This is a genomic window from Prevotella mikamonis (assembly GCF_055381405.1).
The window spans coordinates 1,144,636-1,168,946 of the sequence record NZ_AP035785.1 but is presented as its reverse complement, the minus strand read 5'-3'; the positions used below and the strand labels follow the sequence as shown (position 1 = coordinate 1,168,946).

General features: G+C 47.4%; 18 protein-coding genes. 10 read left to right on the top strand and 8 right to left on the bottom strand.

Features of this window, described 5'->3' with window-relative positions:
- Positions 1 to 7: 7 nt before the first annotated feature.
- The 3 genes from ACZ42L_RS05065 to ACZ42L_RS05055 are packed head-to-tail and all read right to left on the bottom strand — an operon-like array spanning position 8 to position 3,866.
- A complete protein-coding gene (locus tag ACZ42L_RS05065) occupies positions 8 to 1,309 on the bottom strand; it encodes an NCS2 family permease (RefSeq protein ID WP_464701190.1) in 1,302 nt (433 codons plus the stop codon).
- Between the two features lie 23 nt (positions 1,310 to 1,332).
- Complete coding sequence (gene nudC / locus ACZ42L_RS05060) at positions 1,333 to 2,109, bottom strand: NAD(+) diphosphatase (RefSeq protein WP_464716810.1); 777 nt, start codon at positions 2,107 to 2,109, stop codon at positions 1,333 to 1,335.
- Complete coding sequence (locus ACZ42L_RS05055) at positions 2,109 to 3,866, bottom strand: bifunctional metallophosphatase/5'-nucleotidase (protein ID WP_464716809.1); 1,758 nt, start codon at positions 3,864 to 3,866, stop codon at positions 2,109 to 2,111. Before ACZ42L_RS05055 ends, nudC begins: the two co-directional genes overlap by 1 nt.
- 98 nt (positions 3,867 to 3,964) lie before the next feature.
- On the opposite strand from ACZ42L_RS05055, the gene ACZ42L_RS05050 reads away from it, so the two are divergent.
- From ACZ42L_RS05050 to glmM, 10 genes are all read left to right on the top strand, one after another.
- The gene (locus tag ACZ42L_RS05050) at positions 3,965 to 4,636 is read left to right on the top strand and encodes a DnaJ domain-containing protein (RefSeq protein WP_464716808.1); all 672 of its coding nucleotides are present in this window, start codon (positions 3,965 to 3,967) and stop codon (positions 4,634 to 4,636) included.
- A 74-nt stretch (positions 4,637 to 4,710) separates the two neighbouring features.
- Positions 4,711 to 5,415 carry an RluA family pseudouridine synthase gene (locus tag ACZ42L_RS05045; protein ID WP_464701184.1) on the top strand — a complete coding sequence of 235 codons (705 nt, stop codon included), beginning with the start codon at positions 4,711 to 4,713 and terminating at the stop codon, positions 5,413 to 5,415.
- A gap of 181 nt (positions 5,416 to 5,596) precedes the next feature.
- Positions 5,597 to 5,920, top strand: a complete 324-nt coding sequence (locus ACZ42L_RS05040; protein ID WP_464706896.1) for a hypothetical protein — start codon at positions 5,597 to 5,599, stop codon at positions 5,918 to 5,920.
- Between the two features lie 130 nt (positions 5,921 to 6,050).
- Positions 6,051 to 6,518, top strand: a complete 468-nt coding sequence (locus ACZ42L_RS05035) for a hypothetical protein (protein ID WP_464716807.1) — start codon at positions 6,051 to 6,053, stop codon at positions 6,516 to 6,518.
- Between the two features lie 154 nt (positions 6,519 to 6,672).
- Positions 6,673 to 11,298: a translocation/assembly module TamB domain-containing protein gene (locus ACZ42L_RS05030; RefSeq protein ID WP_464716806.1), complete on the top strand. Its 4,626-nt coding sequence runs from the start codon at positions 6,673 to 6,675 to the stop codon at positions 11,296 to 11,298.
- A complete protein-coding gene (gene tamL, locus ACZ42L_RS05025; RefSeq protein WP_464716805.1) occupies positions 11,295 to 13,661 on the top strand; it encodes a translocation and assembly module lipoprotein TamL in 2,367 nt (788 codons plus the stop codon). The genes ACZ42L_RS05030 and tamL overlap by 4 nt, the downstream gene beginning before the upstream one ends.
- A 99-nt stretch (positions 13,662 to 13,760) precedes the next feature.
- Positions 13,761 to 14,672 carry a glycosyltransferase family protein gene (locus ACZ42L_RS05020; protein WP_464701176.1) on the top strand — a complete coding sequence of 304 codons (912 nt, stop codon included), beginning with the start codon at positions 13,761 to 13,763 and terminating at the stop codon, positions 14,670 to 14,672.
- Between the two features lie 250 nt (positions 14,673 to 14,922).
- Positions 14,923 to 15,960: a DHH family phosphoesterase gene (locus ACZ42L_RS05015; protein WP_464701790.1), complete on the top strand. Its 1,038-nt coding sequence runs from the start codon at positions 14,923 to 14,925 to the stop codon at positions 15,958 to 15,960.
- A gap of 75 nt (positions 15,961 to 16,035) precedes the next feature.
- Positions 16,036 to 16,671: a DUF4827 domain-containing protein gene (locus tag ACZ42L_RS05010; protein WP_464701173.1), complete on the top strand. Its 636-nt coding sequence runs from the start codon at positions 16,036 to 16,038 to the stop codon at positions 16,669 to 16,671.
- Positions 16,672 to 16,700: 29 nt separating this feature from the next.
- Positions 16,701 to 18,083 carry a phosphoglucosamine mutase gene (glmM, locus tag ACZ42L_RS05005; protein WP_464716804.1) on the top strand — a complete coding sequence of 461 codons (1,383 nt, stop codon included), beginning with the start codon at positions 16,701 to 16,703 and terminating at the stop codon, positions 18,081 to 18,083.
- 8 nt (positions 18,084 to 18,091) lie between these two features.
- Here glmM and ACZ42L_RS05000 read toward each other — a convergent pair whose 3' ends face one another.
- From ACZ42L_RS05000 to ACZ42L_RS04980, 5 genes are read right to left on the bottom strand one after another with little or no spacing between them, the layout of a single operon-like run.
- On the bottom strand, positions 18,092 to 18,562 hold the full coding sequence (locus ACZ42L_RS05000; RefSeq protein ID WP_464716803.1) for a DUF4112 domain-containing protein: 471 nt from the start codon (positions 18,560 to 18,562) through the stop codon (positions 18,092 to 18,094).
- Positions 18,546 to 19,295, bottom strand: a complete 750-nt coding sequence (locus ACZ42L_RS04995; RefSeq protein WP_464701168.1) for a hypothetical protein — start codon at positions 19,293 to 19,295, stop codon at positions 18,546 to 18,548. Before ACZ42L_RS04995 ends, ACZ42L_RS05000 begins: the two co-directional genes overlap by 17 nt.
- The gene (queG, locus tag ACZ42L_RS04990) at positions 19,288 to 20,265 is read right to left on the bottom strand and encodes a tRNA epoxyqueuosine(34) reductase QueG (protein WP_464716802.1); all 978 of its coding nucleotides are present in this window, start codon (positions 20,263 to 20,265) and stop codon (positions 19,288 to 19,290) included. Before queG ends, ACZ42L_RS04995 begins: the two co-directional genes overlap by 8 nt.
- Positions 20,243 to 20,854: a polysaccharide deacetylase family protein gene (locus tag ACZ42L_RS04985; protein ID WP_464701165.1), complete on the bottom strand. Its 612-nt coding sequence runs from the start codon at positions 20,852 to 20,854 to the stop codon at positions 20,243 to 20,245. The genes queG and ACZ42L_RS04985 overlap by 23 nt, the downstream gene beginning before the upstream one ends.
- 6 nt (positions 20,855 to 20,860) lie before the next feature.
- Positions 20,861 to 24,193 (bottom strand): protein O-mannosyl-transferase family, encoded by a 3,333-nt coding sequence (locus ACZ42L_RS04980; RefSeq protein ID WP_464716801.1) that lies wholly within the window; start codon positions 24,191 to 24,193, stop codon positions 20,861 to 20,863.
- Positions 24,194 to 24,311 lie beyond the last annotated feature (118 nt).

The following is a 24,311-nucleotide window of genomic DNA, read 5'->3' as shown; positions in this document are numbered from 1 at the left end:
TGAAAATTTATTCGAATACGAACTTCATGATGAAGATGATAGCCAAGATAATCAACATCGGATTGAGAGCCTTGAACTGTCCGGTACATAGCTTGATAATGACATAAGCCAAGATGCCTAGGCAGATGCCGTCGGCGATGGAATAGCAAAGCACCATTGTAATCATGGTGATGAAAGCGGGGAATGCTTCGCTCACGTCGCTGAGGTTAGTCTTCTTGACACAGTCAATCATCAATACGCCTACGAGCACCAATGCACCGCTGGTGGCTGCGCTGGGAATAACCAGGAACAGCGGACTTAAGAACAGGCTGAGCAGGAACAGGCATCCTACGATGAAGGCTGTAAGACCGCTTTTACCGCCTTCTGCGATTCCAGAGGCACTTTCAATGTAGGTGGTGAGGGTTGAACTACCTAGCATCGCACCGCAAGTAGTACCGATAGCATCGCTCATCATAGCCTCTTTCACGCGTGGAATCGTACCGTCTTTTTCTACGATACCGGTCTTTTCGGATAGGCCGACAAGTGTTCCTATAGTATCGAAAACGTTGACAATAAGCAGGGTGAATACTACGATAAGCGTGTTGAAGTTGAGCAATCCGTCGAAATCAAACTTCCAGAAAATGGGCGAAATGTCCTTAGGAGTAGAAACAGGAGTCCATCCTGATTCCATTTGTGTAACTCCCATAGGAATTCCAATGATGGTTGCTGCCAGAATACCATAGAACAATGCTCCCTTCACATTCCTTGCCATGAGGATTCCACTGCCCAAGATAGCAATGAGACCCAGTATACATTCAGGGGTGAAAGCGCCCAGTCCGACGAATGTGCCTTCCTTGGCTACAATGATACCGGCATTCTTTAGTCCGATAAAGGCAATGAACATACCGATTCCGGCACTGATGGCATAGCGTAGATTAAGCGGAATCGAGTCGAGAATCATTTCTCTGACGTTCAGGAATGTAATCAGAATGAAGATGATACCTTCTATCAGCATAATGGCTAGACTCTGTTGCCAGGTGTATCCCATTGCCTGACACAGGGTGTAAGCGAAGAAAGCGTTGAGTCCCATACTGGGTGCCTGGGCAAACGGAAGTTTCGCCATGAAGGCCAGCAAGAGTGTTGCTATGGCTGCCGCTATGGCTGTTCCTGTGAACAATGCGCCTTTGTCCATGCCTGTCGTAGACAGGATTGCTGGGTTGACGGCAAGAATGTAACTCATCGTTAGGAAGGTTGTAGCACCGGCAATAAGCTCTGTCTTCACCTTCATTGTCTGTGGATTGAATCCAAGTGCTTTTTCAAGAAAACTCATATTGGTTATTTATGTTTAAGGAATTAATAATCGTTTGCCAGCCAGTCGTCCAATATCATACGGGCGATACTTAATTTTTCGGGGATGGTAGGCAGTGTCTCTTTGGTAAACCAAGCCCCTTTGCTCAATTCGTCTGCCTGTAATTTGATTTCGCCGGACACATAGTCGGCATTGAATCCTACCATGAGACCACTGGGATAGGGCCACGGTTGTGAGCCGAAATAGCGTAGATTGGTAATCGCAATGCCTGTCTCTTCCATCACTTCGCGATGTACAGCCTCTTCCAAGGTCTCGCCTGTTTCCACAAAACCAGCCACAAGACCGTAGAAATCGCTCTTGAAGTTTTTTGCATGAACCAGTAACACCTCGTTATCGCGATGTATCAATACTATGACGGCGGTTGCTAATTGCGGCCAAACTTCTTTCCCACACGATGTACAGCGCTTGCTGATGTCGGTGTGCATGTGCATTGGAGCACCGCAGACACCACAGAATTTCGTATTCTTGTCCCAATATAGCAGTTCATGACATTTGCCTGCCTTCAGGTAAAGTTCTGTACTCAATTTGTAATAGGATGCACGCAGTCCGCACATAGTGAGTCCCGAACGGTCTGTTACGGGTGTATCAATGCTGAAAGCCTTTGCTGGTATACCGTCTTCCGAGGGCGGAATATTCATGACGTGTGTCCAAGGTTTGAGGGCAACAGGTGGTTCTTCCCCACATGGAATAGAACAACTGCCGTCTTCCCGACACTCCAGTAGAATGTCTGACTTGCAAAATACAAACCAATAAGTCTTCATTATTTCATGTCTTTCGGATCTTGCGCGCGACTAAAGAGCAACATATTGTCGCGTTTGGCAGCCTCACGTGTCCATGTCTCAGGTATAAATTTCCAGTTGTTATTGGGCTTTGGGTCCATTACTTTTGCCTTTTCTATCTCCTTCATCAGGTAGTATCGCTGGTCTTTCTCGCTTCTCCAGATGATGCGACTCTCCAAGCTGTCGCGCGGAATTCCTGCACCTCGTGTGAGCAACTCGCCACCGCCGTTTCCCCGATAACTGTTGATAGCCACCTTATACCATTCGTTTTCCTTGAACGGACGGCCGTCGGCCATACTGATAATATGCACCTTTTGCCCGTCGGGTTTAGTCACATCCACCTCATAGATGATGCCGGCTGCACTGTCAAAGTTGAATGTGAAGTTCTTGAAGCCAAGTCGCTGTTGGTCGCCTTTGGTATCGGCCAGCAACAGCAGGTGGTCGTCCGGACTTTTCATCGTGTTCACCCACTGGTCGTAGCTCATTTCCAGGTGCTTGCGAATTTCCTCGCCTGTGAGTCGCATCACGTAGAGTTGATTCTCAAATTTATACAGGTTGAACATGTCGGATACATGCAATGTGCCGGCTTTGATGCTTGCATCGAAAGCTAGGGGAGCATTGAATGCAATATCGGCATCGGTAATCTGTAACTGCAAGTTGAGTATCAAATCGGTGAAGGCAGAACTTCCGAAGAAGCTGTCACGCGTATAAATGGTGTTCTTAAAACTGCCAATTTCGCGGTTCACAAAGCTGTTTACCTTTTCTATCTGACTCTTGAAATGTGCCATGTAAGCCTCGTCAATGGGCTGGTCGGTAACATCTACCAGTTTTCCTACGACCTTTTTGTCAATCACCTTGCCTTTTCTGTTGAGCGTAACCGTAATCTCTGCATCGGCCACAGTCATGGCGTTGTTGGCTGGATCGAGACATACCACAGGTTTGCCTGCAACATTCTGCACCGTTTCGTTGGAACGCGTGTGGTCGTGACCAAACAGCACAAGGTCGAAACCTGGTACTTCTCTGGCCACCCGATGAGACGCATTCTCCTCGTATTCATCTGTCTTGATACCATTGTCTTTTCCACTATGGAAAAGACCGATGATGATATCGGGATGCTCGGTATCCTGTACTGTCTTCACCCATTTCCTGGCCGAGACCACCATGTCTTCAAAGTACAGTCCCTCCCAAAGGCCTTTGGAGAGCCAACTGGGGATGGCCGGAGTCAGCATACCGATGATGGCAATCTTGACACCGTCTCTATTAAGTATGGTATAGGGCTTGATATAAGGTTTCTGGGTCTTCGTGTCTATGATGTTGCAACCCAGCATGGGACAGTCAATCTCTCGTATCCATTTGTCGTAGACAGCATGCCCGGTCTCGATGTCATGGTTTCCTACCGTCCCGGCATCATACTTCATGTAGTTGACAATGTCGGCGGCTACGTTTCGTTCTTCCGTGGCTATATAGTTATAGTAATAGCATGTGGGCTGTCCTTGCAGTATATCGCCGTTCTCCAGCAGCAGCACATTGCTGCCATAGTCCTTGCGCAGCGTGTTTACATAGCTGCTCACTCTGGCCATCGAACCTGCTTTCGGTTTGCGATTGATGAAGTCGTAAGGGAAGAAACTACCGTGTACGTCGCTTGTTTCAATCACTCTTATGTTGACAGTTTTATTTTTTCCCATAGCGTTTGTAGAAAGGCAGAGCGCCATGAGACATGCAAAGAAGATTCTTTTCATTTTGCTTTTTCATTTATGTGTGCAAAGATAATGTTTTTTTATGAATACGGCATGGTTTTTGCTCACTTCTTCATAAAGAATAAAAGAGCATAGAAATCATGGCATTTATAGATTATTACAAGATTCTGGGTGTCGACAAAAGTATCCCACAGAAGGATGTCAGAGCAGCCTACAGGAAGCGTGCAAAGCTGTTCCATCCCGATTTGCACCCTAATGACCCGAAAGCTAAGGCCAAGTTTCAAGCATTAAACGAGGCCTACGACGTGTTGAGCGACCCCGAAAAACGTCGCAAATACGACCAATATGGCGAAAAATGGCGCGAAGCCGATATGTTCGGTGGTGGTGGCAACCGTGGAAACTATCAGTGGTCTTCGGCCGATGGGGGTAATCCCTTTGAGGGGTTCGACTTCAACAATTTCGGTGGTGGAGGTTTCTCAAGTTTCTTCAAAGACCTCTTTGGCAGCGGACGTACGGCCAACGGTGGCCGCTCGGCACGCCAAGGGTCGGGCAGTGTGAACGCCGAAGTGAATATAGACCTTTACACCGCTTTGTTGGGCGGTGAGGTTATCGTACAGTTGAGCGATGGTACGAAAATCAAGTTGAAAATAAAACCAGAGACACAGAATGGTACGAAGGTGCGCTTACGAGGTAAAGGCGGGCGTCGTGCCGATGGCACATTCGGCGATTTGATAGTCACTTATCACGTCACATTGCCCACTGGATTGACCGAGCGCCAGAAGCAGTTGCTTCGCGAAATGCAACTGGGATAATGGGATGGGAATGCGGAATTGTTCGCATTCTCATCCTTTTTTGTATCTTTGTATTCGTATAAACAAATAAAGCGATGCAAGTAGTTTACGAAGACAATCATCTGATAATCGTCTCTAAGCGCAGCGGGGAGATAGTGCAGGGCGACAAGACGGGCGATACACCGCTCAGCGAGACGGTGAAAGCGTATATCAAGGAGAAGTATCGAAAGCCGGGAAACGTGTTCGTCGGTGTGATACACAGGCTCGACCGTCCCGTCTGGGGACTCGTGGTCTTTGCCAAGACGTCAAAGGGTCTCTCGCGAATGAGCGAGCTGTTCCGTACCGGCGACGTGCATAAGACTTACTGGGCCATTACGCGTAATGCGCCGGCACAGCCTGAAGGTACACTGACCCACTGGCTTGTGCGCAACGAAAAGCAGAACAAGAGCTACGCCTACGACCATGAAGTGCCACGCTCGAAGAAAGCTGTATTGAACTATAAGGTAATAGGCCGGTCGGACAACTATACGCTGATAGAAGTGGAACTGCTCACGGGTCGCCATCATCAGATACGTTGCCAGCTTGCAGCAATGGGCTGTCCCATCAAGGGCGACTTGAAATATGGGGCACAGCGCAGCAACCCTGATGGCAGTATCTCGCTGCTGTCGCATCAGGTGGAGTTTGTGCATCCTGTGTCAAAAGAACCGTTGCGTATCGTCGCTCCATTGCCCGAAGACCGCTTGTGGAGTGCCATTGCACCCCAAGGTGTATCACAAAAACCTAAAAACTCATCAACCTGAAAAAACTGCAAGGCCTCGGCAGCATTGCTGAACAGGCTTTGCAGCACTGCTGTTTGGCCTTTGCAGTATCGCTGCCGAGGCTCTGCACTGAATGGAGGGTGAGTTTTTGAGTTTCTGAGTTGATGAGTTAGAGCTTACAACGTTTTAGTTTTTGAGTTTCTGAGTTGGTGAATTTGTATTTATGATGAGAAACATTCGGGATTCGATAGTAGCCATCTTGTCTGTTGTTATCTGCACTATTATATATTGGTGCAGCATGGTTGTCAACCGTCTGAAGGACAGGCTGCTTCTCTTCTTCCTGCCCGATATTCCGTCGAAATGGTATAGTGAGGCTCTTTGGCAATATCGACTGGACCGACTGTTGGGTGTACACAGACCTTATCGTGATTATCTGGGAGAGACGGCAAACCGTAGGACGAGTGGCATGGAAGGGTGTCTGATACTGCTGTTGGTGGTGGCTGCGCTTGTATTCGTGGGTAGTGTCGCATATATGCTGATAGTGTGAATAGGATAGAAAGGGGCGTCTTATGCCCCTTATTCCTGTCCTTGTCTGCGTTTTTCCAAGGAAAAAACTTGTAATCCTAGAGAATAATATTTAACTTTACGGCAATATATTTCTATAACCTTTTATTATCATGGAAAACGAAAACACTCAGTATGAGAACTATTCTCACGGAGAAGAGAATGAATCTTGGTGGAATCGACGTAGTAGGTCGGGCTGTCTGGACACCGGCCTGAAGGTGGGTTGTGGTTTTGTTCTTGGAGTGGTAGTGACTTGCGTCGTGCTGACTGCCGGTTTCTTCGTGTTCAGTCCTCTTTTAGAATATGTCAAACAGGATGATGGGCAGCAGACAGAAAAAGTGATAAAAGACTATGAATGGTTTGAACTGTCTACGAAAAAAGGCGTCGTAAGGCTGCATACCTCTATGCCGAAGGATTCCGTGAAACTGCTGATGGGGCGTCCAAGTGCTACGTCTGTCAGTAATTCCGGGCGTTGGATGAGGGAAACTTGGGAGTATATGGGGCGCAATCAGTTCTCTGCAGAGTTTACTTTGGAATTTGAAGATGGCGAACTGCAATCGGTAAGTCAATATCGAGAATAACGAATGAAATGGCCGTGGTGCTGCATAGGTCGTTATAAAAAGCGGCTTTTTGAAAATTATCGCACTAAGAATTCGCCGTTTTTAGAAAAAAGTGGTTACTTTGTAGGCGTCTAAGGATGGGCAGCCTTTTGCCCGAAAACAGTATAAGATTTCTATGAAAAAGAAGCTGAAGTGGGTCGCTGTCATTATTTTGACGCCGATACTCTTGTTTGTCATACTCGCATTGTTGCTCTATTTTCCTCCCTTTCAGAATTGGGCGGTAGCTAGGGTGGCTGCTTACGCTTCTGAACAGACTGGCATGGAAATCTCGGTGGAGCATGTCAACCTGGAATTTCCGCTCGACCTGGGAGTTGAAGGAATCAAGGTGATTCGGCAGAATGACTCTCTGCCACAGCAGAAAGACACCGTGGCGGATATCCGCAAGGTGGTAGTCGATGTTCAGCTGTGGCCTTTGTTGAAGAAGCAAGTGCAGATAGACGAGCTTGCATTCAGCCAACTGAAAGTAAATACGACTGATTTTATTCATGAAGCAAGGGTAAAAGGTATTATCGGCGAACTCAATCTGAAAGCTCATGGCATAGACTTGAAGGCAGAATCTGTAAAGATAGAAGATGCCAACCTGAAAGATGCGAAAGTGAATATAGAGTTGAGCGATACCGTGCCACCAGATACTTCGCAGCAGAAAAACTTTTGGAAAATAGCGGTGAACAGACTCAATGTGGAGCGTACAGACGTGACGGTACACATGCCGGGCGACACTTTGCAAGTACAAGCCTACTTGGGTAAGGCTGTGGCTGAAGATGGCTATTTTGACTTGTACAAAGAGAGGTATCAGGTAAGGAAGTTTGATTGGTCTGACGGTCGGCTAAAATATGATAACAACTTCGAAATCTTTGGTAAAGGATTAGATTATAATCATCTGTTAATCAGTAATATATCGCTAGGATTGGATTCATTGGATTATTTTAGTCCGAAGCTTTCCTTGCATCTGCGAGCATGCCAGTTTGACGAGAGGAGTGGTTTGCAGGTGCAGCGATTGGCTGGGCGTGTGCAGATGGATTCCACGAGGCTGTATCTACCGTCAGTGATTCTTAGAACTTCGGAATCTTCGTTGAACGGCGATTTTGATATGGATTTGAATGCGTTTGCTGACCAGAATCCCGGAAAATTCAATGCTACGGTGCATGGAAGATTTGGCAAACAGGATCTCATGGTGTTCATGGGCGAAATGCCGTCAGGTTTCCGTCGGGCTTGGCCTAACTATCCTCTGTCTGTCGACGGTGTGGTAAGAGGTAACATGAAGCGCATTGCGTTGACGGGTGTGAACGTGAAGTTACCTTCTGCCTTTGATGTACGGGCCACTGGATATGTGTTGAATCCTACCGACGCCAAGCATCTGAAAGCTAGTCTGGATTTGAAAGCCGCGAGCTATCGGATGGATTTCCTGACCTCATTGTTGGACAAGGAATTGATGAAAACGGTTCGTGTGCCGGAGGGAATCACGTTCGATGGCCATGTGGATGTGAATGGGCAGACCTACGCATCGACTTTCGTGGCCGGCCAAGGAGGGGGCAGGCTGAGTGGAACAGCCCGTTTTGACGCTGCGCGAATGGCTTATGCGGCCCGTCTCACGGCCTCGCGGTTGCCCGTACAGAACTTTGTCCCGCACATGGGATTACATCCTTTTACGGGATTTGTGGATGTTTCGGGTGTCGGGACGGATATGTTGTCGCCTCGTACTCGCCTGACAGCCAAGGCTCGTATACAGAAATTCCGATATGGCAAGTACAATCTGGATAACATGACAGCCGATGCAACGGTGAGTCGTGGGCTTGCCCGTGCCGATATTGTGAGCCGGAACGACCTGTTGAAAGGCAATATACATGTGGATGCGAAGTTGAATAGCAGACATGTGGATGCCAAGGTGATGTGCAATCTGGGCAAAGCCGACTTCTATCATCTGCGTATTGCCGACAGTCCTTTGACTGCTTCGATGCGTGCCAACGTGGCTTTGCAGACGGATATGAAGCACTTCTATATGGTCAAAGGCACTATGCAGGATGTTGTGATAGACGACGGTAAGCATGTATATCGCCCCGGTGACTTGGATATAGACTTGTTGACACGTCGGGATACTACCCACGCGGTGCTTAATTGTGGAGATTTCCACCTGAGAATGAATGGAAGTGGAGGTTACGAACGATTGATGGCACAGGCTAACGGTTTCGTAGCTGAGGTGCAGTCTCAGCTTCGGAATAAGCAGATAGACCAAGTGAAGTTGTGGCAGAAGTTGCCCGATGCCAACCTGTATCTGGTAAGTGGTAAGGACAATTTCTTTGTAAACATGCTCAATCGCTATGGTTATCATTTTGCAAGTGCCAATATAGATATGCTGTCTTCGCCCGTAACGGGGCTTAACGGGCGCCTGCAAATCGACTCGTTGGTGGTCGATAGCATGCAGTTGGACACTATTCGGTTTAATATCTATTCTACTGATAATGCCTTTACATATCATGCTCAGGTGCGCAACAACGCTCAGAATCCGCAGTATGTGTTCAATGCCATTTTCGACGGAGGACTGCATGAACGGGGAGCTAACCTCAAGGCTAGGCTCTATGATGGAAAGGATAAACTGGGAGTAGCTATCGGATTGACGGCCGATATGGAGTCGAATGGTATCCAACTGCACATGGACGACCATCCGGTTTTGGGATATAAGCAGTTCTCGGTGAACGACAGTAACTTTGTATTTCTGGGTGATAACCGCAGGGTTAGAGCCGATTTGAAGTTGCGTTCTGCTGATGGGATGGGCGTACAGGTTTATTCTAATGATGATAATGCGGATGCGTTGCAGGATATTACTTTCAGTTTGAACCAGTTTGATTTAAAGAAAGTGCTGTCGGTAGTGCCTTATACACCTGATTTGGCAGGCGTCTTGAATGGGGATTACCACTTGATTCAGACGCAAGACGAGTTGTCGGTATCGTCGAATATGATGATAGATAACATGGTATATGAGAAGAGTCCGATGGGCAATGTGGGTGCAGAATTCGTCTATATGCCTAAAGCGAACGGCAGCCATTATGTGGATGGCATCCTCATGCACAATGGTAATGAGGTGGCAACAGTCAAGGGTACATATCTGTCAAAAGGTGATGGCTATCTGGATGCGACCCTTGGATTCGACCGTCTGCCCTTGTTGATGATGAATGGATTCATTCCTCAACAGCTGTTTGGTTTCAAGGGATATGCCGAAGGAAGTCTGGATATGAAGGGAAGTCTGAGCAAACCGGATATCAACGGCGAGTTGTATGTCGATTCGGCTTATCTGGTAAGTCAGCCGTATGGCGTGGAAATGCGGTTTGACAACGACCCAGTGACCATATCAGACAGTCGGTTGCTCTTTGAAAACTTCATGATGTACTCGCATAACGAGAGTCCGCTCATCATGTCGGGGTATCTGGATTTTGCCGATCTTAACAATATGTTGATGGACGTAAGGATGCGTGCAGACAATTTCCTATTGATAGATGCCAAGGAAAATTTGCGTTCTGAGACTTTCGGGAAGGCTTATGTAGACTTCTTCGGACGTATGAACGGGCGGGTAGAAAACTTGCAGATGCGAGGCAAATTGAATGTTTTAGGGGCTACGGATATGACTTATATCCTGCGTGATTCGGAACTGTCGACCGATACACAGTTAGATGAACTCGTGAAGTTTACCGACCTTCAAGACTCTATACAAGAAGTAGTGGAGCGTCCCAAGCCCGAAGGTTTCAACATGGCGTTGGCCATTAGTATTGACGAGGGTGCTCATATCGTGTGTGCATTGAATGCAGATAAGACCAATTACATCGACCTCATGGGTGGTGGAGACCTCCAGATGACGTATAATGAGGTGGACTTCGTGGGATTGAAAGGGCGTTATACGCTGAATAGCGGTGAAATGAAATACTCGTTGCCGATTATTCCTTTGAAGACGTTTAACATCCAAGATGGGAGCTATCTAAGTTTTACGGGCGACCCGATGAATCCGAATCTGCACATCACGGCGACTGAAAACGTGAAGGCTACGGTCAATGAATCGGGTAGTAACGGTAGGGTTGTGGACTTTACATGTGGTGTAAAACTGAGTAAGACGCTCAGTAAGCCGGGTGTGGAGTTTATCATTGATGCACCGAACGATATGGGGATAGCTGACGAACTGAATACAATGTCGACCGAAGGTAGGGGAAAAGTGGCTATTACGATGCTGGCTTCGGGTATGTATCTGACCGATGGTAACACCAGTTCGTTCTCGATGAACAGTGCATTAAGCTCGTTCTTGCAGACCGAAATCAACAAGATAACCGGTACGGCTATGCGCTCAATGGGGCTTGATATTGGTATGAGTGTGGATAATGCCACCACTTCGAGTGGTGCAATGCACACGGATTATAACTTCAGATTTGCCAAACGACTGTGGAACAACCGTCTGAAAATTATCGTAGGCGGTAAGGTTTCTACGGGTTCAGAACTGGAGCAGAATCGCAGCAATACTTTCTTTGATAATGTAGAAATGCAATATAGGCTTGACCAGAAGTCGAGTAAGTATCTCCGTCTGTTCTATAACAACAGTACCTATGATTGGTTGGAAGGAGTAATCGGGGAGTACGGCGTCGGTTTCAAATGGCGTCGGAAGCTTGATCACTTCAAAGATATTTTCCGATTTCATACGCCCAGGGAGGATGTCATACCAGCTTTGTCTGCCGATTCAGTAAAAATGAAGAAGAAAAAATGAGAAGTAATGCAAACAAGATAGTCTCACGGGTGTTGCTAGGAGTCATTGTCCTGTTAGCAACACAGTTGACCTCGTGTTCCTCTACAAGCGCAATACCCGATGGCGAGCAGCTTTATACGGGCTTAGAGAAGATACAATACACCAATTACGAGAAGAACTTACATGCCGAAACCACCCAACTGGAAATGGAATCGGCGTTGGCTGCCATTCCCAATGGCGCTCTCTTTGGCAGCAGCTACTATCGTACCCCATTCCCTATACGCCTCTGGATATGGAACGCTTTTTCACAATCAGAGTCTACTTTGGGCAAATGGATGACGAAAACATTTGGCACTCAGCCCAAGCTGATGAGCCAAGTGAATCCGGAGTTGCGCTCTTCTGTGGCCGAATCTCAGCTGAAGAAGTTCGGTTATTTCAATGGTAAGGTGTCTTATGACATTAAAACCGCACACAATCCTAAGAAAGCCAAGCTATCTTATACAGTCAATATGGGGCATTTATGGACTGTAGATACGTTGCAATATACTAATTTCCCCCAAGTAACAGACAGTCTAATACAGGCCGGAAGGACCGACGCGCTCATCAAGTCGGGCGACCCTTTCAGTGTTTCCATGCTGGATGGTGAGCGTCAACGCATCTCCCGACTGCTCCGCAATAATGGTTTCTATTATCAGCAAACCGGTTATAGCTCGTATTTGGCAGATACACTGAACACCAAAGGCAAGGTGGCACTCAAGCTACAGATGGCCGATAGCCTGGATGCCGATGTGCTTACGAAGTGGTATATAGGCAGGGTGACATTCAATCTTAAACGCAGTTTCCTCGACACTCTTTACAATTCGACGACCCGAAGAGCAATAACCATCAATTTCAATGGTCGTAAATCGCCAATACGAACGGGAGTTCTGCTGCGTGGTCTGCGCCTGCGTCCACGCCAGTTGTATAGTCTGGCCGACGAAGAAGAGACTTCCAAGTATCTACAGGGTACAGGCTTGTTTGCCAACAGCGATTTGGTTTTCATGAAGAGAAATGACGAACGACAGAGCGATACACTCGACCTGGCCGTGAATTGTGTTATGGAAAAGAAGTATGATTTCTATGTAGAAGCCAATGCTAAAGGCAAGACAACAGGCCGACTAGGTCCGGAATTGGTGCTGGGTCTTACGAAGTTGAATACTTTTCGAGGCGGAGAGAAGCTCGACATCAATATTCATGGCTCTTACGAATGGCAGACGGCGCATCGCTCTGAGGGAGCTGCTGCACAGATAAACTCGTATAATTATGGTGCAGATGTAGCTTTAGTGCTTCCCCGATTACTCACGCCTAGGAATCTGTTTGGCGCTCGTCGGGATTACACAAAATGGCGCAATCGCAGTCGCAGGCATTATTACTTTACCCCCACTACTACGCTCAAGGCTTCGTCGGACGTGCTGAACAGAGCTGAATATTATAAGCGTCACGTCGTTTCGGGTGAACTTACGTATGATTTCTGGACGAGTGCGCAGTCTCATCACAGCTTCAGTCCACTGATACTCTCGTATGAATACATGACCAGTACGACACAGGCGTTTGACAGTCTTTCGCGTACCAATGCTTATTTGCAGGTATCCATGCGCGACCAATTTGTCCCTAAGATGAGCTATACCTACCAATATACCAGTCCGTCTGCCTATCGCAACCCCATCACATGGTCGGCTACGGTAAGCGAGGCCGGCAATCTGATTTCGTTGGGGTATATGGCTGCTGGCAAGAAGTGGGGAGACAGGAACAAGAAGATGTTTAAGAATCCGTTTGCACAGTTCTTCAAACTGGAGACCGACTTTGTGAAGTTGTGGCAGCTTTCAGAATCTTCTTACATCGTGGGGCATGCCTCTGCCGGAGCTATATGGAGCTATGGCAATGCCACGGAAGCTCCTTACTACGAGCAGTTCTATGTAGGCGGTGCCAACAGTGTGCGTGCTTTCACGGTCCGGAGCATAGGTCCTGGCCGCTATAAACCGCAATCTTCCAAGTATTCTTATATCGAACAGACGGGTGACTTGAAGTTGCTGTTCAATCTGGAGTATCGTACAAGGCTGTTCGGAAGCCTCCACGGTGCAGTGTTCTTGGATGCCGGCAACGTGTGGACATTGCGAAACGATGTGTCGCGTCCTGAATCTCAGTTCAAGATAGATAGATTCTATCGCGATATGGCAGTGGGTACAGGCGTGGGCTTGCGCTATGATATGGGCATGTTTGTCATCCGTATCGACTGGGGCGTGGGACTGCACGTGCCTTATGAAACCGATAAGCGAGGTTTTTATAATGTTGCCAGCTTCCGCGATGCGCAGAGCCTCCACCTTGCAGTGGGTTATCCATTCTAGGAAAATAAGCTTATCGAAGATGTTCGGATTCTCATAATAATTGTTTACTTTTGCATAAAAGAAAATCTATATTTACCCAAATTCATAAAAATCAATAGTATGAAACCAACTTTGTTGCTTCTTGCTGCCGGAATGGGCAGTCGTTATGGTGGACTGAAACAGTTAGATGGATTAGGTCCTAATGGTGAGACTATCATGGATTATTCTATCTATGATGCCATGAAAGCCGGATTCGGGAAAATCGTTTTCGTTATCCGCAAGGACTTCGAACAGGATTTCCGCGAAAAGATATTATCTAAGTACGAGGGCCATATACCTGCCGACCTGTGCTATCAGGCACTCGACAGCCTGCCCGAAGGGTTCAGTGTACCCGAAGGTAGAGAGAAGCCTTGGGGTACGAACCATGCCGTGATGATGGCCAAAGGCGTCATCAACGAGCCTTTCTGCGTTATCAACTGCGACGATTTCTACAATCGCGACTCTTTCATGGTTATCGGTAAGTTCTTGGCCGACCTGCCTGAGGGAGCTAAGAATCAGTATGCAATGGTCGGTTTCCGCGTGGGTAACACGTTGAGCGACAATGGTACGGTGGCTCGTGGAGTCTGTGCCAAGAGCGAGGAAGGCAACCTGACCACCGTCGTAGAGCGTACCGAGGTGATGCGTGTAGACGGTAAGGTGTCTTATAAAGATGAAAACGGCGAGTGGGTTGCCATCGAAGACAACACACCTGTATCTATGAATATGTGGGGATTCACTCCCGATTACTTCGACCATAGCGATGCTTACTTCAAGGAGTTCCTGAGCGATCCTAAGAACACAGAAAACTTGAAGGCAGAATTCTTCATTCCATTGATGGTCAATAAGCTCGTGAACGAGGGTACTGCTACTGTAAAGGTACTCGATACTACGAGTAAATGGTTCGGCGTAACCTATGCTGCCGACCGTCAGGCAACTGTAGACCGCATTCAGAGTCTCGTTTCTGAAGGCCTATATCCCAACAAGTTGTTCTAAAGCAGATTTTCCTTGATTTACTGCCAAGGCTTAACAGCAATGCTGCCGAGCCTTGGCATTTTTGTTGCAAGGCCTTGGCAGAAATGTTGCCGAGCCTTTGCAGTTTTTTTATTTGGCGGGTACGGGATACAAGTAGGCGCGAAGATGAGTGGGAAGTAATGCTAATGAAGGGTCTACCCTGTACATCTTGTAGAGAATCTGTGGCTCTCCGGTTATGGCATTCTCTTTTTTTTATTACCTTTGCACCACTATGCAAATGAACATTCTCAACGATGCTGAACTGGCCGTATTACGACAGGTTATCAGCGATTCTAATCATATAGTAGTGTGTTGTCATAAAGGACCTGATGGAGATGCCATCGGGTCGTCGTTGGCATGGGTAGAGTATCTGCGCCAGATGGGTAAGGAGGCTACGCTGGTTATTCCGGATGCCTTTCCCGATTTTCTGAAATGGCTGCCCGGTGTGGAGCGTATTGTGCGCCATGACCGCCATCCCGACCGGGTGGAAGCATTGTTCGGACAGGCCGACTTGGTGTTCTGTCTCGATTTCAACGTACCGGGACGAGTGGAAGACATGGAGCAGGTACTCGTTGCGTCGGCTGCTAAAAAGGTGATGATAGACCATCATCTGAATCCTGATATGGACACTGTGCTGACCGTTTCTCATCCCGATATGAGCAGCACATCGGAGATGATATTCCGTATTATCTGGCAGTTGGAGGGTTTTGAGCAGATGACCAAGAAGATGGCCGTACCCATCTATTGCGGTATGATGACAGATACGGGAGGCTTCACCTACAATTCTTCGCGGCCTGAAATCTATTTTATCATCGGTCAACTCTTGACCAAGGGATTCGATAAGGATAAGATTTATCGTCAGGTATTCAATAATTACAGTTCCTGGGCCATTCGTTTCCGTGGCTATTTGATGAGTCAGAAGCTCAATGTCTTTGAAGATTTGCATGCCTCGTATTTCTCTGTCACCAAGCAGGATATGCAGGACTTCCACTTCATCAAGGGCGATTTGGAGGGGCTGGTGAACGAACCGCTGCGTATCAAGGGACTGAAACTCTCTATCTCGCTGCGCGAGGACGACCGTCATGAGAATACGGTATTGGTGAGTACGCGCTCGGTCGACAACTTCCCTTGCAATCTGTTGGCAGCCGAATTCTTCAATGGCGGTGGCCACATGAATGCTGCGGGCGGCAAACTGCATTGTTCCATAGCCGAAGCTGAGCAGATAGCACGTCGTGCCATCGCTCATTATGAGAATTTTTTAAAAGGTTAAAAGTTTTATAAAACATATAAGGTCAATCATAATTAGTAATCTTTTTTGTACCTTTGTGCGATAACATACAACATAATGAAGAAATTTACATTCCTCTTTTTCGCCTTGGTTGGTGTCATTATCTTTGCTTCTTGCCGCGACCATGAGTCGTATGCAGATAAGAAGAAGAAAGAGCGTACAGCCATTTCTCAATTTATTGCAAAGCATAAAATCAATCTTATTACTGAGTCGGAATTCTTTAAAGATACGACGACCGATGTCAGCAAGAATGAATATGTACTGCTGGAAAGTTCCGGAATCTATTTGCAGATAGAGAGAAAGGGAACTGGTAGTCTGATTAGGCCGGGCGAGACGGCCAATGTGTTGTGTCGTTTTACGGAGACAAACTTGATGACCGACTCCGTTATCTTGAGTAATAATGTGCTTTTTTACTCTATGATACCGGATAGAATAACGGTTCGCAATACGAGCGGTACATACTCCGGCGTGTTCGATAGCGGCAATAGTGTGATGTATACTGCCTATGGTAGTACATCCGTACCTACCGGCTGGATGTCTGTATTCCCTTATATCAAGATTGGCAGGCAGACTAGAGATAATGAGGAAATAGCCAAGGTGAGGATTATCGTTCCCAGTGACAAGGGAACGCTTTCAGCCTCTCGCTCGGTTTATCCCAGTTTGTTTGAGTTGACATTCCAGCGCGACATCTAGTAAAGAAACATAGTTTAAACCCTAATCCCATGACATTAATAAAATCTATTTCAGGTATCCGTGGAACGATAGGTGGTTCTACGGGCGACACACTGAATCCACTTGACATTGTCAAGTTCACTTCAGCTTATGCAACTTTTATTCGTCGTAGCAAACAGTCTGACAGCAATACGATTGTGGTTGGACGCGATGCACGTATCTCTGGTGAGATGGTAAAGAACGTAGTATGCGGTACTCTGATGGGTATTGGCTACGATGTGCTTGACATTGGACTTGCAACGACCCCGACAACCGAGCTGGCTGTTCGTATGAGCGGTGCTGCCGGTGGACTTATCTTGACAGCCAGTCACAATCCACGTCACTGGAATGCGCTGAAATTGCTGAATCATGAAGGCGAATTCCTGACCAAGGACGATGGCAACGAAGTGCTTGCCTTGGCCGAGAAAGAGGACTTTGAGTATGCTGATGTAGACCATCTGGGTAAGTATACAGCCGACTCTTCTTTCAATCAGCGCCATATCGAAGCTGTATTGGCACTGAAGTTGGTGGATGTAGAAGCTATCAAGAAGGCTCATTTCAAGGTGGCTGTCGATACGGTCAACAGTGTCGGTGGCGTTATCCTGCCTCATCTGTTCGAGGCATTGGGCGTGGAATATACCATGTTGAATGGTGAACCCAATGGTGATTTCGCTCATAATCCAGAACCGTTGGAGAAAAATCTGGGCGGTATCATGACCGAAGTGGCCAAAGGAGGATATGATTTGGGTGTCGTAGTCGACCCCGATGTCGACCGATTGGTATTCATCTGCGAGGATGGAAAGATGTATGGCGAGGAATATACGCTGGTTTCTGTGGCCGATTATGTGCTTGAACATACGCCTGGTAATACCGTAAGCAACTTGAGTTCTACCCGTGCTTTGCGCGATGTTACGGAGAAATATGGTTGTGAATATGCTGCTGCTGCTGTGGGAGAGGTGAATGTTACAACCAAGATGAAGGCTGTGAATGCTGTCATTGGCGGCGAAGGCAATGGTGGAGTAATCTATCCTGAAAGCCACTATGGTCGTGATGCGCTCGTTGGTATAGCTCTTTTCTTGTCTTCATTGGCTCATAAGGGGTGCAAGGTGAGCGAGCTTCGCGCTACATATCCTAACTATTTTATCGCCAAGAATCGTATTGATTTGACGCCATCTACCGATGTCGACGCTATCTTGGAGAAGGTGAAGGATATGTTCAAAGACGAACAAGTGACTGATATTGACGGTGTGAAGATTGATTTCCCCGATAAGTGGGTTCACTTGCGTAAGAGCAATACCGAGCCGATTATCCGTGTGTACAGCGAAGCTGCAACCATGGAAGAGGCCGACGCTATCGGTAAGAAGCTGATGCAGGTGGTCTATGATATGCAGTAAAGGCAGATTTACCAAATGAGGTAAATCTGCTTGGCGAGCCAGATGAGGCCCCATATCATACCTATAATCATAAGAATAAGTACAATGAGGGTTAGAACAGAAAGGGCAGCCTTTCTGTTCACTTCGTTTATAATGGCTTTGTCGTCGTTGATAAAGCCATCTACGAGTTGCATGTTCTTGCTGTTGGCACGATGAAAGAAGTCTGCCACGTTGCCTATGTAGAAGGGTATCAGGCCCAATAGCACGTCGCGCAGGGTGTTGTTGAGTATGGCAAGTGTCAGTGGGATAGACCTTAGCTTGAACAAGCTGAAGTAGATATGGACAAGAGAGAACAGGGCTGCAATCGTATCTCCGATACCTCCGGGTACAAAACCTATGAAAGCATCCAGATAGTATTGGTCCAGATACTGTGTCATCTGCTTCATACGCCCGTATAAAGCCGTCTTCTTGAGATTGTCTTTCCTAGTTTGATTTGTCATTGTCAGAGATGATTCCTTCTTCTTTGATAAGCTCTTTGTAAGTTTCATCCAGAGTATTCAGCATCACGTTCATATTGGTCTCATTACCGCAGGCAGCCATGAACAGGTCGTTCAGTTCGGCTTGTCCTGCTTTGAGTTGGCTGTTGTTGATAAGCAGATTGATGTTGACTATGAGCAATCGAAGAATGGATGGTTGATGGAGTGACAGCTTTTTTGTTCCCGAAAGTTTCATTCCTGTGGTATAAGCTTTAAGGATTGTGCGTACCATCAGGTTGATAGCTAGTGGCTCATCGGCTACTGATAATTGGCTGCCATGTGTATATTGTTTCAGATATTCTGGCACATGATAGAATTTTCCGCGTAGAAGATAGTCGAAGTTCTGCTTGTATTCAGTGACCATAGCATCGTATAGTTTTTGAGTTTTGCAGGCAAATCGCAGATAATCAGGCATTGTCGGCTGTTTGTTCGCAAACTCTTTGATCAGTCGTTGTTGCGCGTCTTCCACGTCGCGGTAGTTCAATCGGATGAATACAGTGAACATAATCATGAAGAAAGCATCTGCTATCTGCTCGTAATGTTCTAGCATAGCCTGCTTGATATTGCGCAGATTGTATTTCTTATCGGTGTCTTCGGTGGGGTAGAGACTATCCATGATACCCATGGTAAAGGCCTCGAAGAAAGCTCTTGTCAATGCGGCTGTGGCCTGATAACAGTTGATGTACTTGCTATTCATCGTCTTCTTGTTTGGTATTCAAAGTTAGTTCTTTTCCTTCATAATAGCAAGTCGCAGCCTTGATATTTCTCATAAGTCCGCTATATTTGGCTCTCTTGACTGCACTTCCTTTGAAAAGTTTGCGGTAATCTTCCTCACTAAGATTCAGCCAGTCGGCTCGTTTCATAACCAGAAGTTCTGCTTTGGGCTGCAATTCGGGTGTGTCGTTGGGACGGGCGAAACGATTCCAAGGGCAGACTTGCTGACAACGGTCACACCCATAGATGGTTTTACCCATCTTGCTTGCATATTCCGGCGGTATATCATCGCGATTCTCAATGGTCTGGTAGCTTAGGCAAGCAAGTGAATTGAGTTCCCGTCCTTCCTGTAAAGCGCCTGTCGGACAGTGGTCTATACACTTGTGACAGTTTCCACATCGGTTTCTTGCCGGCTTATCATATTCCAGTTCGATGTCCAAGAACAGCTCGCCAAGAAAAAACATGCTGCCTGCATGAGGAATAATCAACTGATGATTCTTACCCGTCCATCCCAGTCCTGCCTGTGTAGCCCAATACCGTTCGAGTACGGGAGCGCTGTCACAGAACACTCGGTAGTTGTTAATTCCAATTTTATCTGCCAGTAGTTTGAGCTTGTTTTTGACGATGTCATGGTAGTCTTGTCCCAATGCGTAGGCTGCAAACCGGAACTCTCCTGCTCCAAAATCCTGTGCCGGAGCATAGTTCAGCGCCACACAAACGATGCTCTTCAGTCCATCCATGAGCAACCGAGGATCGAGTCGCTTGTCGGTATAGTTGTTCATATACGCCATGCCTGCATAGTTTTCGTCGGCCAACCAGCGCCTGACGTGCCGGGCAGTGTCGTCTTCTACGCTGCCAGCTTGTGCTATGCCGCAAGCAAAGAAGCCGAGGTTTTTGGCCTCGGCTTTTATTTTTTCGCTCAGTTCTTGTTTATTCAAAGATTTTAAACTCATATCCTTGCTGTTGCAACCATTCCAAAGCTCTCGGCAGTGCATACTTTAATTTATCAATACTCTTGAGAGAATCGTGGAAAGTTATGATAGAACCGTTGCGCGCATAACGCTTTACATTGTTCAATACGTCTTCGCCAGACAACCATTTGGAGTAGTCGCGAGTGACCAAGTCCCACATGATAATCTTGTAACCACGTTTCAACCACCAGTATTCGCTGGGTCTTAACCACCCGTGAGGAGGCCTGAACAGATGGGCGTGTATCAATTCATTGGCCTTATGAGTGTTGACAGCATAAGTAAATGTCCAATGTTTGAAAGCTCCAACATGATTGAAAGTGTGATTTCCAACCTGATGTCCATCCTCTAGTATCTGGTTGTAGAGGTCATGATGGCGTAATACATTCTCACCCACCATGAAGAAGGTTGCTTTCGCATTATACTTCTTCAAGGTTTCGAGAATGAATGGTGTGGATTCGGGAATAGGGCCGTCGTCGAACGTCAGATATACTGAATGTTCGTTAGGATCCATTCTCCAAATTGCACTTGGGTATAACCAGCGCAGCCATTTAGCAGGTTGTTCAATCAGCATGTGGCCTTAATCCCTGCTTGGTAAGACGCCGCCCTTTGCTTGGTAGCGTGCAAATACGGCCTTAAACGTCTTGTCCCATTTGCCAGCGAGTTTCTTATCGACCAGTGGAGCGGCGTCTGCCACTTGTTGCATAATCGTCATTTCGCGAATACAATCACTCATTGACTGTGCAAACCGGTCGGAACTGAGGCTCAGATACCATTCCATGTACTGATAGGAGTTCTTCCATACATCGTTCATGATGGTCGTGGCTTGTGCCTTTTTGCCCAAGAGAGCGTACGCGCGGGCTAAATCCAGACTGCCGCTCACATAATTATTAGGAATATTGTAAGCAGGAATCTCTTTCTCCACCTTTTGCAATACCTTCAAAGCCTTGGCATTTTGATGCTCTGCGATGAGGTGGGTAGCCAGCTCGGCATATAGTCTACGATGCGTATAACACATGCGCATGACGGTCTCATCGAGGTAAAGTCCGGGTTTAGAGAGTCCGCCGAACTTGTAACGGTTCATCAGGTTATTGTATACCTTCTCTGTATCATATCGCTTAGCACCTGGCTTATTGGTGGTGAACGGCGTGATACGGTTAGCCAAACCTTCCTGCACGAAGTTGTCACCGAGATTCATGTAGTTGTCTTCGCCCACGGTCAAAGCCACATAGATAGGACGTTTCCAGTCAGACTGTGCTATCATTTCGAGCATCATCAGGTCGCCCTTGTAAAGTGCATCCTTGTTGGCGAGCGAGATAATCATGCGATCTGGGATGGTATCTCCGGCCATCAGCATGCCACTTTTTCGCACGGCATCCTTATCTACCGTCACATATACGGTGTCGGTGGGGATGAAGTGCATGTCTCCGTCTTTTGCGCGCACCCAGTATTTCAGGATGTTCTTCAACTCGAACGGATTGTCACCGAATTGCTTCTTGGCAGCTTCCGGATTAGTCTTGTAGAACTCTAATATCTGCTGTTTGGCTTCTGGCTGGACAGGCACATACTCATTGGTTCCTGAGCAATAGTCGAGACGAGGCCAAGTGATAGGCACAGAAGGAGAGTCGTAAGCCGGACGTCTCATCTGGTCGATGTACCAATCGGTCTGCAGATAACTGAGGTTGCAGACACGTGCATCGGTGCGGACGCCCTCTACATCCTGATTATACCACAGCGGGAAAGTATCGTTGTCGCCGTTGGTGAATATAATCGGGTTGCCTTTATCCTGCAATGTCATCAGATAATTCTGTCCGAAGTCACGGCAAGTGTATCTTCCACTGCGGTCGTGGTCGTCCCATGTCTGACTTACCATCTGTATCGGAACGAGCAATGCCAGCAGTGAAACGACCGCAGCCACAGTTGTTCCGCTTACATGCAAATATTTCTTGATGAGGTCGTAGACAGCAGCGACGCCGATACCGCACCAGATAGCAAAGGCATAGAACGAACCGGCGTAGGCATAATCGCGCTCACGTGGTTGCATAGGTGTCTGGTTCAGGTAGATGACGATGGCCAGACCAGTCATGAAGAACAAGAAGAATACCACCCAGAACTGGCGTATTCCGCGCTGTCCACGCCATGCTTGCCAGAATAGTCCGAGCAATCCGAGCAACAGAGGAAGACAATAGAATACGTTGCGTCCCTTGTTGTTCTTCAGATCGTCGGGCAGTTTGCTCTGGTCGCCCAGTCGTGCATTGTCCACGAATGGGATGCCCGTAATCCAGTTGCCGTGTTCCAACTCGCCGTTACCTTGTATATCATTCTGCCTTCCGGCAAAGTTCCACATGAAGTAACGCCAATACATGAAGTTGCATTGGTAGGAGAGGAAGAAGCGTATATTCTCCAGTTGCGAAGGCATCTTTACCATCATAGCCTCGCCACAGCGGTCGTATGCAGTTTCGTAGCCGTCTACACCGCCCATCCAGTCTTCGTAGGCTTGGGTATGGGAAGCGTCGTACATGCGTGGGAACAGCATGTTCTGCGCATATTGGTATTTGGTCTTATGGCTTACGATGAAGTAAGAGTCTTTCTCGTCTTTGTTGGCTTTTTCCTTGCGGCTATAGATAGGTGCATCCTTTTTGGTAACGGGGCGGCACATATTGCCATCCTGTTTCAGCGCCACCTGCGACGTATAGGCCTGTCCGTAGACCAATGGACGGTCACCATACTGGTCGCGGCTCAGGTAGTTGCCCAGTGTGAAGATGTCTTCAGGAGAATTCTGGTCCATCGGAGGATTGGCCGATGAGCGGATGACGATAAGCGCATAGCTGGAGTAACCTATCATCAGCATCAGCATGCAGAGCAATGTCGTATTCTTGATGCGGGCCGATATGTAGCTCACCTTTGTCTTGCCTTCGGTCTTCTTCAGGTTGAGGGCAAACCACAACACTGCCAGCACGACAATGCCAATAACGGCTGCACTTACTCCGTTTCCGACGAAAGGAATACCGAGCATGGCCACAGAGAGTACGAAAGCCAGGTTCTGCCTCTTTTCGCTTTTGTCTGTATAGCTCTCGTAGATGGCCCAGATAACCGTAGCCACCAAGAGGATAATGTAGATGATTTCGCCTGTATTGAACGGGAAGCCGAGTACGTTGACAAACAGCAACTCGAACCATCCGCCCACGGTGATGATGCCCGGAACTACACCGTAAAGCACAGCTGCCACGATGACAAATGCTCCCAGGAGTGCCAGCAGCGAACCTTTCAGTTCGATATGGGGGAACTTGCGGTAGCAGTAGACCAGTACGATGGCCGGGATGCAGAGCAAGTTGAGCAGATGCACACCGATACTCAATCCGGTCATATAGGCTATGAGCACGAGCCAACGGTCGCTATGAGGTTCGTCGGCATGGTCTTCCCACTTCAGTATGAGCCAGAATACAATGGCAGTGAAGGCCGATGAATAGGCATATACTTCACCCTCTACGGCCGAGTACCAGAACGTGTCGCTGAATGTATAAATCAATGCGCCCACCAAGCCGGCACCCTCGATGATGACGAGTTTGGCCGTCGTCAGCTCGTCCCAGTCTTTCATGATGAGCTTACGGGTGAGGTGGGTGATGGTCCAGAAGAGGAACATGATGGTTGTGGCACTCAATAATGCACTCATCGTGTTCACCATTCGGGCCACTTGTGAAGGGTCGCTGACAAACTGACTGAACAGGTTTGCGGTGAGCATGAAGAATGGTGCTCCGGGTGGGTGTCCGATTTCGAGCTTATATGCAGTAGTGATAAACTCAGGACAGTCCCAGAAGCTGGCTGTCGGTTCAATTGTTGAACAATATACGACAGCTGCAATGAAGAATGCAAGCCATCCAAGTACATTGTCCACTAATTTGTACTGTCTCATAAAATGTATTGTGAATAATGATTGCAAAGATAGATTAAATAAGGCATATTGCAAAATATTGCTTGCCTTTTTAAACATTATTGTATGGCCTGGATGCTTACTTCTCATCTCGCATCTG